Raw genomic sequence first — 15,203 nt, 5'->3', positions numbered from 1 at the left:
GCGCTTCAGACCTGCACGACCTCGATACCGGCGGCTTCGAACTCCTGCACCACCGCGGGGTCAGCACCGTCGTCGGTCAGCAACATGTCGATCTGGCCGGGCGGGCAGATCGTGCAGAACGCACGCTTGCCCAGCTTGCTGCTGTCGGCCACGACCACCACCTGCTGCGAGCGGTTGGCCATCTCCTGGTTGATCTCGCCCTCGTCGTCGTGACGAGTCGCAGCGCCATACTGAGCAGACACCGCGTCGACACCGATGAAGAGCAGGTCGATGGTCATGGCTTCGATCACCGGTCGGGCGAAATGGCCTACCAGCTCAAAGGATTGCGGCCTGATGACCCCACCGATCACGACGACCTTCAGCTGCCGCCGGACCGCAAGATCGCTCGCGATGTTGAGGGCGTTGGTCACGACCGTCACCGAGTGCAGTGCACGCGTCTCCCCTCGGCGAGGTCCGCCCGTGACGACAGGCTGCGCGCCACCTCTGTCGTCGTGGTGCCCCCGTTGAAGCCGACCACCGACTGTGGCTCGATCAGGTTCGCCGCGTAGTCGGCGATCCGACGCTTCTGGTCCGACTGCCGAGCGTTCTTGTAGCGCAGCGGCAGGTCGTAACTCACCGAACCGGCCACCGCACCGCCACGGGTGCGGGATACCAGCTGCTGGTCGGCGAGGTCGTCCAGGTCCCGCCGCGCCGTCGCCGGAGACACACCGAAATCGGTGACCAACTGCTCCACGTCGATGGTGCCGTCCTCGGCAATGCGCTCCAAGATCGCGCTGAACCGCTCGTGCTTGCGCACTACTCACTCCTCGACGTTGACTCAGAACAAGCTATTTGACGATTATTGCTCTAGAAGTCGAAGTTTGCGTCAAAACTCTGCACTTGTCGAGTCAGCTGCGCGCATTCACCCAAGATGCTCCCAGGTATGCCGAAGGGGTATGCCGTGAGCACTGCTCACGACATACCCCTTCGAACGAGTGGTGCTTCTACCTATCGGTTCTGACTGACCGCTTCCTCGAACTCCGCTGCGACCGGCACTCGCTTCGCATCGTGCCAACCTGCGCTGCGTTCTTCGTCAGCGGTCGGTATCGACGATGTCCACTCGGATGTTCTTGCCACCGGAAAGCGCCTTGATGACCTCACGCAGGGCCGAGGCGGTGCGACCGGAACGGCCGATCACCCGACCCAGGTCGTCCGGGTGTACCCGGACTTCCAGGAGCTCGCCACGTCGACCGTTCGAGTGACGCACGGTGACGTCCTCGTCGTTGTCGACGATGGCCTTGACCAAGTGCTCGAGAGCTTCCTCCAGCACGGGCTCAGTCCTCGGACTTGGCACCCGGCGCGGCGAAGCCGGCAGCCTCAGCGGCCTCGGGAGTCTTGAACCACACCTCGGCGACGGTGGACTCGTACCACCGGGAGTCGGTGGTGTGGAACTTCATCGAGTCCTTGTTGCCCTTGACCGTGAACACCTTCGGGTCCGGCGAGGCGCCGTCTTCGAGCGGTGCTGCGGAGTCTGCGCCGTAACCGCCATCGGCGATCGCTGCCGGCGCGGTGGCCTCGTCAGCCTTGGGCTCTTCAGCCTTGACCTCTTCGACCTTGGCCGCTTCAGCCTTGGGCTCTTCGACCTTCGGCTCAGCCTTCTTGCGAGTGGTCGTCGCCGACCCCTTGCCACCCTCGTCGGAGGCGTTCTGCGCGGCAGCCAGGGCAGCCTCGTAGAGGTCCTTCTTGGGCGTCTTCGGCTCGGCGAACCGCTGGGTGCCTTCGGCGCCCGGCTCACCCTTGAACTTCTGCCAGTCTCCGGTCACCTTCAGGATCGCGGTGACCTGCTCGGTCGGCTGTGCGCCGACGCCGAGCCAGTACTGTGCACGCTCGGACTCCACCTTGATGAAGCTCGGCTCTTCCTTGGGGTGGTAGAGACCGATCTCCTCGATCGCCCGACCGTCGCGCTTGGTGCGCGAGTCCATGACGACGATGCGGTACTGAGCGTTGCGGATGGCGCCGAAGCGCTTCAAACGAATCTTGACGGCCACTGTTGTGGTCTCCTTCAACATGTCGAATGAGCAGCGGCGAGACCGGGGTGGGGACACACCGGGGAGCCGTTGCTCGGGGGTAGGCGTGCGACACCGAAGGTGAGAGGGCCGACGGGCGCACAAGTACGAGCGTCATTCTGCCAGAGCGCGGGCCTGGCGCCCAATTGGTGGCCGCCCCATCACCGAGAGGAGTACCTACTGACTGAGAGGAGTACGGAACCGAGCGGGTTCCGTACTCCTCTCGATCGTTCGGCACTCCTCTCGATCAGTGCCTGTGGACAACTTCTGCGAGCATCAACGCGATGGCGTCAGGCTGTCGTGGCATGAACGCGCTTCAACACCTGGCGCAGGGCGCCGAGCCGAATTTTGATCCCGATGAGCTGGCCTTCTACGTCAGACGACGGGCGGCGGAGGTACGACGACTTCGCGGACTCTTCGCGCCCACTTCCATCGAGAAGCTCGCACTGATCACAAATCTCGAGCCGTATGGCGACACTGCCCCCAACTCATGGACCCGGCTGCGGCAAGCAGCGTTCGTGGCAGGCGACCTGACCGGCCTTGACGAGCAGGAGCGCGTCATCCTGTTAGCCATCGCGATGCACCATGCGGCGGAGAAGCCGCCGATCTTCAGTCACGGCACCGCCAGGGCGGTCCTGGATCTGCCGTCCATCGGTCCGGTTCGGCAGCTCATCGAGTTTGCGAAACCGCCAGGCGGGTCTGGGAGGTCACCTCAGGCGCGCAGGCGACGGACGTCGATCGTGCCGACCTATCTGAAGGTGGACGAGTTACTGGTCACCACCATTGATCGCACGATCATCGACAGTGCTCGTGAACGGAGCCTCGAGTCGGCCGTGGCCACTGCCGACGCCGGGCTCCATCGGGAGCTTGCCGACGCCGGATCGCTTCTCGCGCAGGCTCGTGCACTGCCGAAGGGATCGCGAGGATGCAAGATGGCGGAGTTGGCGATGCGTCTTGCTGACGGTCGGTCCGAGTCACCGCTCGAATCGCTGAGCCGGACCCGCATGTTCCAGCTGGGACTGCCGATGCCGGAGTTGCAGGTCATCTTCGACGACGCAACCGGGTTCATAGGCAGAGTGGACTTCTTCTGGCCCCAACTCGGCATCGTCGGAGAAGCCGACGGCCGGGTGAAATTTCGGGTGGCCGACGGGCTCAGCGGTCGGGAAGCCGAAGAGGCCGTGTGGCGAGCCAAGCGCCGCGACGACCGGCTGCTCCGGCACCCCGACGTGCGGAAGGTCGGCCATTGGGACTGGGGCGAAGCGCTGAACTCGACGAAGTTCGCGCAGGTGTTGCGCGATCTCGGGGTGCACGCAGTGCGCGACGGCGGCTGGCCAGTGCCCAACGGCCCACTACCGCGAAAATCACGCGCGGTCTTCCTCTGACCTGCGCCCCCGCCCCCGGTGTTTTCCGGACCGAGAGGAGTAGTAAAGGACCGAGAGGAGTACGGAAATGACCGAAATCCGTGCTCCTCTCGGTCAATCGGTGCTCCTCTCGGTCAAGGAGGTGCCTGCTTAGGACGGGTCGGCGACCTGGCCGAGGAAGAGCGGTGCTCCGGTCTGGGTGTCGTGGATCGCGAAGAAGAAGGCTCGGTCGATCTCGAGCGTCTTCGGCAGCTGTGACGGCGCAGCGCCGGCCTCCATGCCGACGCCGGTTGCCGCTGCGGCCTCGGTCCCGTGCTGGTCGACCTTGACGATCGACTGATGGGTCACTGAGCTGACCCGGATGTCGCCCGGCCGGCCGGCGATGCCGGACAGGTCGGCGCGCACACCGAAGAGTTCGCGCACGCCGAGCGCCTCGAGCGCCTGGACCAGCTGGCTTCGCGTGTCGATCGAGAACGGCGGCATGGTCAGCGTGACCTTCCCATCGGCCTTGCCCTGCACCGCCTTCGCCAACACATCCGCCAGCGTCGTGCGTATGGCGCCGAACGCGCCCGCCGCCGGCAGCACCACCGTCATCGCCAGGCCTCCCCCGACATACGGGATCGTCACGCTCTGCCACTTGTCGCCGGCCGCGACCGGCATCCAGGCCTTTGCCGTCATGTAAGGCACCTTGACGGTGCTGCCGGACGCGGTGGTGAACGCACGCGGGCTGCTCGGATCGTCGAACTCGTCCTGCCAGGACGCCTTCAGGTAGAGGGCGTTGACCAGCTCCAACCGGCTGCGCGGGGTGACGTCCTTGGCGGACAACAGGTCCGGGATCAGTCCGTGGGTGCGACCACTGACCCAGCCGTTGATCTCCTTCAGTGCGCCAGCCGCGTCGTGCTGGTAGTCCACGACGTGCAGCTGCGCGCCATACCCGGTCGCCAGCTCCTGCAAGTAGTCCTTGCGCACCGCCAGCTCCTTGTCCGGCCACAGCGAGTTCGCGGCCTGCACGACCGCCGGGGAATCCTTGACCTTCCCGCTGTCTGTGACCGCCTTGGCCACCGCCGCGTCGATGGCGGTGATGTTGCCGGCCTGCCGCTGCTGGTTTCCACCGAGGACCGTGTCGAGTTGCTGCTGGCTGACGCCGCGGGCGCCGGCATCGGTCATGGCCAGTGCCGTGTAGATCGAGTACGGGCTGATCGAGCCGTTGTCAGTGGGCCCGATCTTGGCGGTCTTGAGCAGCAGCTGCACACCGAAACCGGTCAGGTCCGCGCCGGCCCGCGCGTGCGGACCGGGCGTCATACGGGCGGCACTGACGGCCAGCACGCCATTGCTCCCGGGCGTGACAGTGTCCGTCGAATCACCAGTGGTCACAGGCGATTTGCCGGATTGAGATGACGCGGCCCCTGAGCTCGATGAACATCCCGCGAGCGCCGTCCCGAGAGACACCAGAGCGAGTGATTGCAGAGCCTGCCGACGATTCATCAGTACCCCTAAGTAGTCGTGTGCGAGCCGTTCCCAAGTGAAGACGCACACAGGCGCCGGGAGGTTGCTTCGAGCCGATTCCCTTCGTAACTGCCCGGTAACAATCGTCTCCCGAATTTGGATATGTGTCCGATTTATGTTCCGGTGGGGTGACCGGTCGTGTTGTCCCCCGGCTGGATACCGCTGTCTCAGCAGGAGGAATATCGGCGTGTCGGTGCTTCAGGCGCAACACCTGTACAAAGTCTTCGGTCGACGACCGAGCGAGGTGGTGAAGCGACTCGAAGAAGGCGCTGATGCCACCGAGATTCGCGAGAAGTATGACGTGACACCTGCCGTCATCGACGCGTCGTTCGAGGTCGAGGAAGGCGAGATCTTCGTCGTGATGGGCCTGTCCGGATCGGGCAAGTCCACCCTGATCCGGATGCTCAACGGACTCCACCCGACAACCTCGGGCAAGGTCCTCATCCACGGCGAGGACATCAGCGCGATGAACGGTGCCCAGCTGCGCAAGACCCGCAGCGAACACATCAGCATGGTCTTCCAGCACTTCGCGCTCTTCCCGCATCGGACGGTGCTGCAGAACGCGGCATACGGCCTGAAGATCAAGGGCCTGAAGGAGAGCGAGCGCAACGAGAAGGCGCGCGAGGCGCTCGGCATGGTCGGCTTGGACGGCTGGGCCGATCACAAGCCGAGCGAGTTGTCCGGTGGGATGCAGCAGCGCGTCGGCCTGGCTCGCGCGCTGGCCGCCGAGACCGACATCATGCTGATGGACGAGGCGTTCAGCGCACTCGACCCGTTGATCCGCCGCGACATGCAGGACCAGCTGATCGAGCTGCAGCAGAAGCTCGGCAAGACCATCGTCTTCATCACGCACGACCTCAACGAGGCGATGCGCATCGGCGATCGCATCGCGATGATGCGCAACGGCCGGATCGTGCAGATCGGCACCGCCGAGCAGATCCTCACCGACCCGGCCAACGACTACGTCGCGCAGTTCATCGCCGACGTCGACCGCACCCGGGTGCTCACCGCCGGCTCGATCATGGAGCCGCCGGTCGCCACCCTGGGTCTCGGGAACGGCCCGAGGGCCGCGCACAAGCTGATGCGCGAGCACCAGCAGGCGGGTCTGTATGTCGTGGGACGCGACCGCACCCTGCAGGGCTATGTGATGGAGGAAACCGTTGCCGCACAACGGGATTTGCCGACCATCGAGTCCATCGTCGAGCCGATCGAGACGACCGTGTCCGTCGACGAGCAGGCCGCGCACCTCTTCACACCGGCCGCGAATGTGCGACTGCCGTTGCCGGTCGTTGACGCAGAGAACAAGCTGCGCGGCGTCATACCGCGCGTGACGCTGCTGGCTGCACTCGGTCAGGTGGATCGCCACGAAACCGGTGTCGTCGACACCGAAGACCCGCCACCGGATGACCGCACGCCCGACCTTTTGACCAAGACGACCGCGGGAGGTATTCAGTGATGAGCGAGCGCAGCGAGCGACCAAGGGCTCAGGCTCATAACGACACCCGAGGTACGAGGGGCTCGTTATGAGCACGGTTATGCCGCGGATTCACCTGGGCGACTGGGCCAACGACGTCGTCGACTGGCTCGGTAACCACTGGGGAGGCTTCTTCGACGGCTTCGCCAGCGTGCTGAACAGCCCGGTCAACTGGATCGCCGACGGTTTGTTGCACACGCCGATCGTCGGGCTGATCATCATCTTCGCCGCCATCGCCTGGCTGGCCCGAGGTTGGAAGCTGGCGGTGGCAACCGTCATCGGCTTCCTGCTGATCGACGGATTCGACCAGTTCGCACCGGCTTTGAACACCTTGTCGCAGATCCTGGTGGGCAGCATCATCGCCATCGCGATCTCGGTCCCGCTCGGCATCCTGAGTGCGCGCAACAAGCGGGTCTCGACCGCGATCCGGCCGGTGCTGGACTTCATGCAGACGCTGCCTGCCTACGTCTACATCCTGCCCGGGTTGTTCCTGATGGGCATCGGCGCCGCGACCGCGGTCATCGCCACCGTGATCTTCGCGATGCCGCCCGGAGTTCGGTTGACCGAACTCGGGATTCGGCAGGTCGACCAGGAGATGGTCGAGGCCGGCCAGGCGTTCGGTGCCACACCGCGGGAGGTCCTGCGCGGCATACAGCTGCCGTTGGCGCTGCCCAACATCATGGCCGGTATCAACCAGGTGATCATGCTGGCGCTGTCGATGGTCGTCATCGCCGGTGTCACCGGCGCGCCCGGCCTGGGCTCGAACGTCTTCGCCGCGCTGTCCCGCCTTGACGTCGGCATCGGCGCCGAAGCGGGTATCTCGGTGGTCATTCTGGCGATCTACCTGGACCGGGTGACCGACGGTCTCAGCAAGAGCGAGCTCGGCCTGGTCGCCGAGCTGAAGAAGCTCCGTGGTCGCGGCCGCGCGAAGGCCGCAGTGCCGACCGCATCAGTCGGCTGACTGACACACAGACCAAACCGAGTGGACTTGAACTAATAGAGGAGAGACGAAACTGATGGAAAGCACTCGACGAAATGTTCTCGGCGGCTTGGCCGCTCTGGGCGCCGGTGGCCTGCTCAGCGCCTGTGGCACCGCGGCCTCGTCCGGCGGCGGGGGTTCAACGGGCTCCAACGGCGGCTCCGGCGGCAGTGGCGTGGGTGACAAGGTCGGCCACAAGATCATCGGCATCGAACCCGGCGCCGGCTTGACCATGGCGACGCAGCGGATGCTGAAGGCCTACGGCCTGTCCGACTGGACGCTGCAGACCTCCACCACGACGACGATGCTGGCCGCATTGAAGAAAGCGGTCGATGACAAGAAGCCGATCATCGTCACTCTGTGGCGTCCGCACTGGGCCTACAGCGCGTTCCCGATCAAGGACCTCAAGGACCCCAAGGGCGCGATGGGCAAGCCGGACGGCATCTACGCGGTGGGCACCAAGAGTTTCGCGTCGGACTTCCCCGAGGTCGACGCGATGCTCAAGAACTTCCACATGACCGACGCCGACCTCGCGCCGCTGGAGGAGCAGGTCTTCCAAAAGCACAAGAGCAAGCCCGAGGCGGGAGTCGACGCCTGGATGAAGGACAACAAGGCCTTCGTCGACAAGCTGTCGCAGGGTGTCACCGCCAAGCCCGGCAAGAAGTCGATCAAGATCGGCTACATCAACTGGGACGAGGACGTCGCGACGACGCTCCTGTGGCAGAAGATCCTCGAGGCCAAGGGCTACTCCGTCAAGACCACCCAGATCTCCGACGCCGGCCCGGTCTACGTCGGCCTGGACAAGGGTGACATCGACCTCTACCTCGACGCCTGGCTGCCCGCGACCCACAAGACCTATTGGGACAAGTACGGCGACAACCTGACCAAGATCTCCAAGTGGTACGACAGCGCTCCGCTGACCATCGCGGTGCCGAAGTACATGAAGATCGATTCGCTGGCCGACCTGAAGGGCTGACCTGCTCGCCGACCCGACGAAGGGCACGAATTCGACTGTATGGCGGTCGGTTTCGTGCCCTTTGTCACACCCGCCCCGGCCAGGGAAAAATGCGAATGCGTTTGTCGGTGCGTCCGCGTAGCGTTGACCAACGATGACCACCACCACCGCTTCTCGTGCCGCCGACGGCACCGTCACCCAGCCGTCGGCCACTCCACCGCAGGATCACCGTCGACAGCTCGGCTGGCGGCGGCTCGCCGGCCTACCCACCACGTTCACCCTGGTGGTGCTCGCTGTGGGCACGATCTCGCAGACGATGGGCACAGTGGTCGCCGGTCGATTGGCCGCACACCCGACGAGCACGCTCGTGACGTGGCTGGCGGGCTGCGTTGTCGGCGGCGCGGTGCTCGACACCATCGGCCGCTTCTTCTGGGCCTCCATCATCGACCGCGCCGAAGGCGCGCTGCGTGGCGATCTGCTGGATGCCGCTCTGCACCAACCACTTTCAGCTCTGTCCGAGCAGGCGGTGGGCGAAGTGCTCGACCGGGTCGACGACGACACCCACGAGGTCGGCACACTGCTCCGCCAGCAGGTCTGGCGTCTGTTACAGACGCTCGTCGCGCTGGTGCCGATGTGGCTGATCGCCGGATTCACCTGGTGGCCGGCGTGGCTCCTCTTCCCCGCTATCGCCAGCGTGACCTTTCTGGTCATCAAGCCCAAGCTCGGTGAGCTGGCCCGGCGGAAGGTCGCGGAGGAGATCTCCTGGACCGACCACGCGGCCGCCCTTGAAGAAGGCATCGCCGGCGCCGACGACCTGCGCACCAGCCTCGGCCAGCCCTTCGCTGTTGCCCGGCTGGCCCGCCTGTCCGCCACGATCCACGAGCGTTTCAAGAGCGTGCTGGAGCTTGAGTGGCTCCTCACCCTGCGCGCGAGCGTGCTGCTGCACGGTCTGCTGGCAGCGGTCGGTCTCGTCGGCATCGCGCTCGTCTCCAGCGGCGGCATGTCGGTCGCCGCCGTCGTGACCCTCTTCCTCGTCACGACCACCTTCGTCGGTCAGATCGACATGACGGCCCGGCATCTGCCCGACCTGCAAACCGGCATCGGCGCGCTGATCCGACTGCGGCAGATGTTGTCCGTCGAGCCTGAGCCGACGGATGGCGCAGCACTGCCGGAGACGCCCCTCGACATACGGCTGGACGACCTCGAATTCAGTTATGACGAGGGCACTTTCGCGCTGCGCGAGCTGACGCTGCAGGTCCCCGCCGGCCACACGGTCGCGCTCGTGGGACGCACCGGATCGGGCAAGTCGACGCTGGCTTCCCTGTTGTCCCGTGCGGTCGAGCCGCCACCCGGCATGGTCTTCCTCGGCGGTGCCGACGTGACGACCCTCGACCTCGCAGAGCTGCGTTCCGCGGTCGGCGTCGTCACCCAGCGCACCGAGCTGCTGGTTGGCACACTTGCCGAGAACATCGCGCTCTTCGCGGACATCCCGCGCGCCACGATCGTCGACGCGGTCGACCGGCTGGGGCTGACCGACTGGGTCGACGGGTTGCCCGATGGCCTGGACACAGTGCTCGGCGCCAGCGGCACGTCGTTGTCCGCGGGTGAGGAGCAGTTGGTCGCCTTCGCTCGACTGCTCGTGCGCGACGTGCGCGTCGTCGTGCTCGACGAAGCGACGGCGCGGATGGACCCGCTGACCGAGCGTCGGGTCGTGTCCGCCGCCGAGCATCTGCTCGCGGGCCGGACCGGCGTGCTCGTCGCGCACCGCCTCAGCACGATCGCTCGCGCTGACCAGGTCGCCGTGCTCGACCGTGGCCGACTCGTGCAGAGCGGACCTCGGCAGAAGCTCGCGACCGTCGAAGGCCCGTTCCGCTCCTTGCTGGAGGCTTCTGCCGCGCACGAGATCGAGGAGCAGCAGGCCGAGCACGACGTCGTGCACCAGGTTGGCGGCCGTCGACGCACCGGTCCCCCGCCGGAGCTGGCCGACTCCGGCCACGGGCCGTCGTTGGCACGAGGCGTCGCGCACGCCCTGCGGATCACCCCGAAGTGGGGTGCCGTGGCGATCGGCCTGTTTTTCGGCTCGGCGCTGCTGGGCTCTCTCGGTGCGGTCACCGGCCTGGTCTGGGGCACTGCCGTCGAAGATCTCAAGGAAGGTCACACTCCGACCACCTTGGGAGTCGCGCTGGTCCTGTGCCTGCTCGCCGGTCCGCTGATGCTGTCCGAGGCCATCCGGCGCTACCCCCGCTGGTGGATCGAGGTGCTGCTACGCACCCGGATGGCGGTGCTGATCGGACAGACCCGCGGGCACCGGCTGGCCAAGACTCCGCCCGGCGAGGTCATGGGTCGTGCCCTGGACTCCGACCGGTTCGCGATGTATGCCGACCGCTGGGTCGACTTCATCAACGGCCTACTGATCGCGGTCGTCACGGCCTTCATCGGCGGCACCGTGCTGGCCGGGTTGGTCCTGTTCGGCGTGATGGTCGGCGCAGCCGTCGCGTCCGCGGGTGGACGACCGATCGCCGGACGTTCGGCCGCCAAGGCTTCCGCATCGCGGGCCAACTTCGGCCGCGCCCTCGTCTCCGCGTTGGAGTCGGCACGCACCGTCAAACTGGCGGCACGCACCCCGGAGGTGCACCGTCACCTGCAGCGGGTCGACGGTGGCCGGGTCGACGCCGCCATCTCCGAGCACCGCGTCCGCGCCGTGCTTGATGGAGTGCCGATCATCCTGGTGCAGGTCGGTGTGGTGGTCGCCTGGGCGGCATACCTCGAAAACGTCTGGGGCCTGGCCACCGCAATCCTGGTCGCCAACGCCGTCAGCGGCTTCGACTGGTTCGGCCGGGTGGCCGGCTCCGTCGTGACCGAGGCGCCGGGCGCGCGGGCCTGGCAGAAGGCCACCAGTCGCTTCGCGGGCGGTGTCGACCTGGTCGACCTCTCCCCGGACATCAACCTGCTGGCGGGCACTGCGCCCGCTCCCCCAAAAGTCGAGCGAAACCCGTTGCGAGAGTTGACGGTTCGCGACTTCTCCGCCATACACGACGACGGCACCATCGGCGTCAGCGGCGTGGACCTGACGGTCCGGCGCGGCGAGTTCGTCCTGCTCTTAGGTCAGATCGGCTCGGGCAAGTCCAGTCTGCTCGGCTCGCTGGCAGGCCTGCTGTCGCACAGCGGGTCCCTGCAGTGGAACCACGAAGAGGTCGCCGACGCGCAGGCGTTCCTGCGTCCCGCGCAGGTTGCCCACGTCGCCCAGGTGCCGCGCGTGCTGTCCGGCACCTTCGCCGACAACGTGCAGCTCGGACACGACCGGCCCTTCGACGAGCCGATTGCGACCGCCCGGCTGGCACCCGACGTAGAGGCCGCCGGTGGCGCCGACGCCGTGATCGGTCACCGTGGCGTGCGACTGTCCGGTGGACAGGTTCAGCGCTTGGCGCTGGCCCGCGCACTGGCGACGCAGAGTGAGCTACTGCTCGCCGACGACGTGTCCAGTGCCCTGGACGCCAGCACCGAGATCGAGTTGTGGGCGGCGTTGCGCGAGCGGCACACCACGGTGGTCGGTGCGACCTCCAAGCGGGCCGCGCTCGCCCAGGCCGACCGCGTCGTCGTGCTCGTGGACGGTGCGATCACCGATATCGGGCCGTGGACCGAGCTGCGAGGCCGCTGGGATCACCTCGCCGGCTGACCCGCGCCGACCCAGCGACCGTCGCCGGTTATGTACGAGATCCCGCCCGATTCCGGCCCTACCCAGCGACCGTCGCCGCTCAGGCACCGGTCGTGGCGTGCCGCTCCAGGAAGCGATAGACCTCGGTGTCGTCGACGCCGGGGAAGACACCGGGCGGCATCGCGGCCAGCAGGTGCGAATGCACCCGCGCCGACGGCCAGGCCTGCCCCGACCAACGCTCGGCCAGACCACTCGGTGGCTGGTTGCAGCAGCTCGGGTCCGGGCAGCGGGACACCGCGCGCTCGGTGGTCTCGCGTCCGCGCATCCATTTCACGTGGTGGTAGGGCACGCCGACGTTGACCGCGAAGAGTCCGTCCTTGGTGCGGTCGATCACGGCCGTGCACCAATACGTTCCGGATCTGGTGTCGGTGTAGGCCTGGTAGGCCTGCGAGAGGTCCGGCTGCTCGAAGACGCGGCGGGCGGTCCAGGAGCGGCATACCCGCTGGCCTTCGATCGCACCGGTCGGATCGGTCGGGAAGCGCACGCCGTCGTTCTCGTAGGCCTTGTAGACCACGCCGTCCTGGCTGATCCGCATGAAGTGCACCGGCAACCCCAGGTGCCGGGTCGCCAGGTTGGTGAAGCGGTGGGCCGCGGTCTCATAGGACACGGCGTAGGCGTCGCGCAGGTCCTCGATCGCGATGTCCTTCTCCGCCTTCGCGCGCCGCAGGAAGTCGACGGTCTCCCCTCCGGCATCAGCAGCGCGGCAGCGAAGTAGTTGATCTCGACCCGCTGCGACAGGAACTCCGCATAGTCGGCCGGCGGTTGGTGCCCGAGGATCAGGTGCCCGACAGCGTGCAACGCCAGTGACCGCGAATCATGTTGTCCTGCTTCGGGTTGCGGCAGATAGATACGCCGGTTGTGCAGGTCGGTGACGGTGCGCGTCGAGCCGGGCAGGTCGGAGGTGTGCACCAGCTTGTAACCCAGGTGCCCGGCGATGCGGTCGACCGCGGCGCGACTGATCGGGCCGCCCGGGTGGTGGATCGCCGTGAGCAGCTTGCCCGCCTCTTCCTCGATGTCACCGAAGTAGTTGTCGGCGGCGCGCATCCGCTCACGCAGCTGTGCGTTGGCCCGTCGCGCGTGCTCGGGAGTGGCGGCGCTGTCGGCTCGCGCGGAGGCCATCGCCTCGTGCATCCCGACCAGCGCCTCGAGCGCCTCGGTCGGCAAGCGGGGGCTGACCTTCACCCGCGGCAGGCCCAGCGACTCGTATGACGGCAGGCGTTGCGCACGCTCGAGGCGGATCTCCAGGGCGGCACGCCGGCTCGGCGGCGCGGTCGACAACAGCTCCGCCAACGGGGTGTCCAACTCCTGAGCCAGTGCCGACACCACTGACAGGCGCGGCTCGCGCTTGCCGTTCTCGATCAGCGACAGGGCCGATGTCGACATACCGATGGCCTCGGCAACATCGCCGAGCGTGCGGCCGGCTTCCTGCCGGACGTGTCGCACGCGGCGGCCGATCGTCAGGGCGTCGGGGGCGTTCGAGACCTCCTTCACGGTGGTCTTCGGATCGGGATTGGTCAGTCGCCCCGGATCGGATCGGGGTGTGGCCGGGGTCACAGAAGACGTGTTTTTGACACGCTTCCTATCGGTTGAGGTTGGTGAAACTCGCGCCATGTGCAGACAGTATCGCAAATTGTGCGTTTTTTTAATCGATACTTGCTGTCGTTCGGGTTGTAGTTACCCCAAAGTAGAACGCATCGAAGCACCGCACCATTGCGAAAGGACCGCAGGAGCTATGAGCACCGAGCAGCAGCAGCCGAGCACCACCGAGCAGGAGACCGCCCTGCAGAACGACTGGCACAGCAACCCCCGCTGGGCCGGCGTCAAGCGCGACTACACCGCCGGCGACGTCGTCAAGCTGCGCGGCTCGGTCCAGGAGGAGTTCACCCTCGCCAAGCGCGGCGCGGAGCAACTGTGGGACAAGCTGCACACCGAGGACTACGTCAACGCGCTGGGCGCGCTGACCGGCAACCAGGCCGTGCAGCAGGTCAAGGCAGGTCTCAAGGCCATCTACCTGTCCGGGTGGCAGGTCGCCGGTGACGCGAACCTCGCCGGCCAGACCTACCCCGACCAGTCGCTCTACCCGGCCAACTCGGTCCCGGCCGTCGTGCGCCGCATCAACAACGCGCTGATGCGCGCCGACCAGATCGAGTTCTCCGAGGGCATCAAGACCGTCGACGAGTGGGTCGTGCCGATCGTCGCGGACGCCGAGGCCGGCTTCGGCGGCCCGCTCAACGCCTTCGAGTTGATGAAGAACATGATCGCCTCCGGCGCCGCCGGTGTGCACTGGGAGGACCAACTGGCGTCGGAGAAGAAGTGCGGCCACCTCGGTGGCAAGGTGCTGATCCCGACCCAGCAGCACGTGCGCACCCTGAACGCCGCCCGCCTCGCCGCGGACGTCTCCGGCACCCCGTCGGTCGTCATCGCCCGCACCGACGCCGAGGCCGCAACCCTGCTGACCACCGACGTCGACGAGCGCGACCAGGAATTCCTGACCGGTGAGCGCACCGCGGAGGGCTTCTACAAGGTCCGCAACGGCATCGAGCCCTGCATCGCCCGTGCGAAGGCGTATGCCGAGTACGCCGACCTGATCTGGATGGAGACCGGCACGCCGGACCTCGAGCTGGCGAAGAAGTTCGCCGACGCGGTCCACCAGGACTTCCCGGACCAGATGCTGGCCTACAACTGCAGCCCGTCCTTCAACTGGAAGAAGCACCTGGACGACGACACCATCGCCAAGTTCCAGCGCGAGCTGGGCGCGATGGGATTCAAGTTCCAGTTCATCACGCTCGCCGGCTTCCACGCCCTGAACTACTCGATGTTCGACCTGGCACACGGCTACGCCCGCGAGCAGATGTCGGCCTACGTGAAGCTGCAGGAGCAGGAGTTCGCCAGCGAGGAGCGCGGCTACACCGCCACCAAGCACCAGCGCGAGGTCGGCACCGGCTACTTCGACCTGGTCTCCACCGCCCTGAACCCCGACAGCGCCACCACGGCGCTGAAGGGCTCGACCGAAGCAGCTCAGTTCTGATCGGCTGCTTCACCTGGTCAGCCTGACGGTCGACCACCCCTAACTACCCGAGGTTGCGTAGTCACCTGGCTCCGGCTGCGCAACCTCGGGTAAACCCAAATCTCACCCCACGAGCAACTAGTAACAACAAGGCAATTCGC

11 protein-coding genes and 2 pseudogenes are annotated in these 15,203 nt (G+C 66.5%); 6 read left to right on the top strand and 7 right to left on the bottom strand.

What is annotated here, in order from left to right; genetic code table 11:
* Positions 1–5: 5 nt before the first annotated feature.
* The 5 genes and pseudogenes from ACFQDH_RS13650 to rpsP all read right to left on the bottom strand — a co-directional run.
* Positions 6–419, bottom strand: a complete 414-nt coding sequence (locus tag ACFQDH_RS13650) for a DeoR/GlpR family DNA-binding transcription regulator (RefSeq protein WP_382402180.1) — start codon at positions 417–419, stop codon at positions 6–8.
* Complete coding sequence (locus tag ACFQDH_RS13645; protein ID WP_382402179.1) at positions 416–796, bottom strand: DeoR/GlpR family DNA-binding transcription regulator; 381 nt, start codon at positions 794–796, stop codon at positions 416–418. Before ACFQDH_RS13645 ends, ACFQDH_RS13650 begins: the two co-directional genes overlap by 4 nt.
* Positions 797–1,072: 276 nt before the next feature.
* Positions 1,073–1,309 (bottom strand): RNA-binding protein, encoded by a 237-nt coding sequence (locus ACFQDH_RS13640; protein ID WP_382402177.1) that lies wholly within the window; start codon positions 1,307–1,309, stop codon positions 1,073–1,075.
* Between the two features lie 4 nt (positions 1,310–1,313).
* Positions 1,314–1,466 carry a sunset domain-containing protein gene (locus tag ACFQDH_RS23925; RefSeq protein WP_465253894.1) on the bottom strand — a complete coding sequence of 51 codons (153 nt, stop codon included), beginning with the start codon at positions 1,464–1,466 and terminating at the stop codon, positions 1,314–1,316.
* Between the two features lie 84 nt (positions 1,467–1,550).
* A pseudogene (gene rpsP, locus ACFQDH_RS13635) lies at positions 1,551–2,027 on the bottom strand (30S ribosomal protein S16); the annotation flags it as partial.
* A 323-nt stretch (positions 2,028–2,350) separates the two neighbouring features.
* On the opposite strand from rpsP, the gene ACFQDH_RS13630 reads away from it, so the two are divergent.
* Positions 2,351–3,427, top strand: coding sequence for a hypothetical protein (locus tag ACFQDH_RS13630; RefSeq protein ID WP_382402173.1), 1,077 nt, complete (start codon positions 2,351–2,353; stop codon positions 3,425–3,427).
* Positions 3,428–3,556: 129 nt separating this feature from the next.
* Here ACFQDH_RS13630 and ACFQDH_RS13625 read toward each other — a convergent pair whose 3' ends face one another.
* On the bottom strand, positions 3,557–4,732 hold the full coding sequence (locus tag ACFQDH_RS13625) for a serpin family protein (protein WP_382402171.1): 1,176 nt from the start codon (positions 4,730–4,732) through the stop codon (positions 3,557–3,559).
* A gap of 367 nt (positions 4,733–5,099) precedes the next feature.
* Here ACFQDH_RS13625 and ACFQDH_RS13620 point away from each other — a divergent pair, with 367 nt between their 5' ends.
* The 4 genes from ACFQDH_RS13620 to ACFQDH_RS13605 all read left to right on the top strand — a co-directional run bounded on the left by ACFQDH_RS13620 (position 5,100) and on the right by ACFQDH_RS13605 (position 11,996).
* Entirely contained in the window at positions 5,100–6,368 is a 1,269-nt protein-coding gene (locus ACFQDH_RS13620; protein ID WP_382402169.1) for a quaternary amine ABC transporter ATP-binding protein, read from the top strand.
* A 79-nt stretch (positions 6,369–6,447) separates the two neighbouring features.
* Positions 6,448–7,347, top strand: a complete 900-nt coding sequence (locus ACFQDH_RS13615; RefSeq protein WP_382402167.1) for an ABC transporter permease — start codon at positions 6,448–6,450, stop codon at positions 7,345–7,347.
* Between the two features lie 55 nt (positions 7,348–7,402).
* On the top strand, positions 7,403–8,341 hold the full coding sequence (locus ACFQDH_RS13610; protein WP_382402165.1) for a glycine betaine ABC transporter substrate-binding protein: 939 nt from the start codon (positions 7,403–7,405) through the stop codon (positions 8,339–8,341).
* A gap of 133 nt (positions 8,342–8,474) precedes the next feature.
* Positions 8,475–11,996, top strand: coding sequence for an ATP-binding cassette domain-containing protein (locus tag ACFQDH_RS13605; RefSeq protein ID WP_382402163.1), 3,522 nt, complete (start codon positions 8,475–8,477; stop codon positions 11,994–11,996).
* Between the two features lie 79 nt (positions 11,997–12,075).
* On the opposite strand, the pseudogene ACFQDH_RS13600 reads toward ACFQDH_RS13605, so the two are convergent.
* Positions 12,076–13,646 (bottom strand): annotated as a pseudogene (locus ACFQDH_RS13600) (helix-turn-helix domain-containing protein).
* Positions 13,647–13,767: 121 nt separating this feature from the next.
* Here ACFQDH_RS13600 and aceA point away from each other — a divergent pair.
* Complete coding sequence (gene aceA / locus ACFQDH_RS13595; RefSeq protein ID WP_382402161.1) at positions 13,768–15,063, top strand: isocitrate lyase; 1,296 nt, start codon at positions 13,768–13,770, stop codon at positions 15,061–15,063.
* Positions 15,064–15,203: the final 140 nt, after the last annotated feature.

The organism is Flexivirga alba (assembly GCF_042661025.1).
GTDB lineage: Bacteria > Actinomycetota > Actinomycetes > Actinomycetales > Dermatophilaceae > Flexivirga > Flexivirga alba.
The sequence above is the reverse complement of the archived record's forward strand: the minus strand, read 5'-3'. Positions and strand labels throughout refer to the sequence as shown.

What these genes read in the sequence shown, in the direction of transcription:
- ACFQDH_RS13630 (WP_382402173.1), top strand. Translation starts at nt 2,351, where the DNA reads ATGAACGCGCTTCAACACCTGGCGCAGGGCGCCGAGCCGAATTTTGAT.
- ACFQDH_RS13615 (WP_382402167.1), top strand. Translation starts at nt 6,448, where the DNA reads ATGCCGCGGATTCACCTGGGCGACTGGGCCAACGACGTCGTCGACTGG.
- ACFQDH_RS13610 (WP_382402165.1), top strand. Translation starts at nt 7,403, where the DNA reads ATGGAAAGCACTCGACGAAATGTTCTCGGCGGCTTGGCCGCTCTGGGC.
- ACFQDH_RS13605 (WP_382402163.1), top strand. Translation starts at nt 8,475, where the DNA reads ATGACCACCACCACCGCTTCTCGTGCCGCCGACGGCACCGTCACCCAG.
- aceA (WP_382402161.1), top strand. Translation starts at nt 13,768, where the DNA reads ATGAGCACCGAGCAGCAGCAGCCGAGCACCACCGAGCAGGAGACCGCC.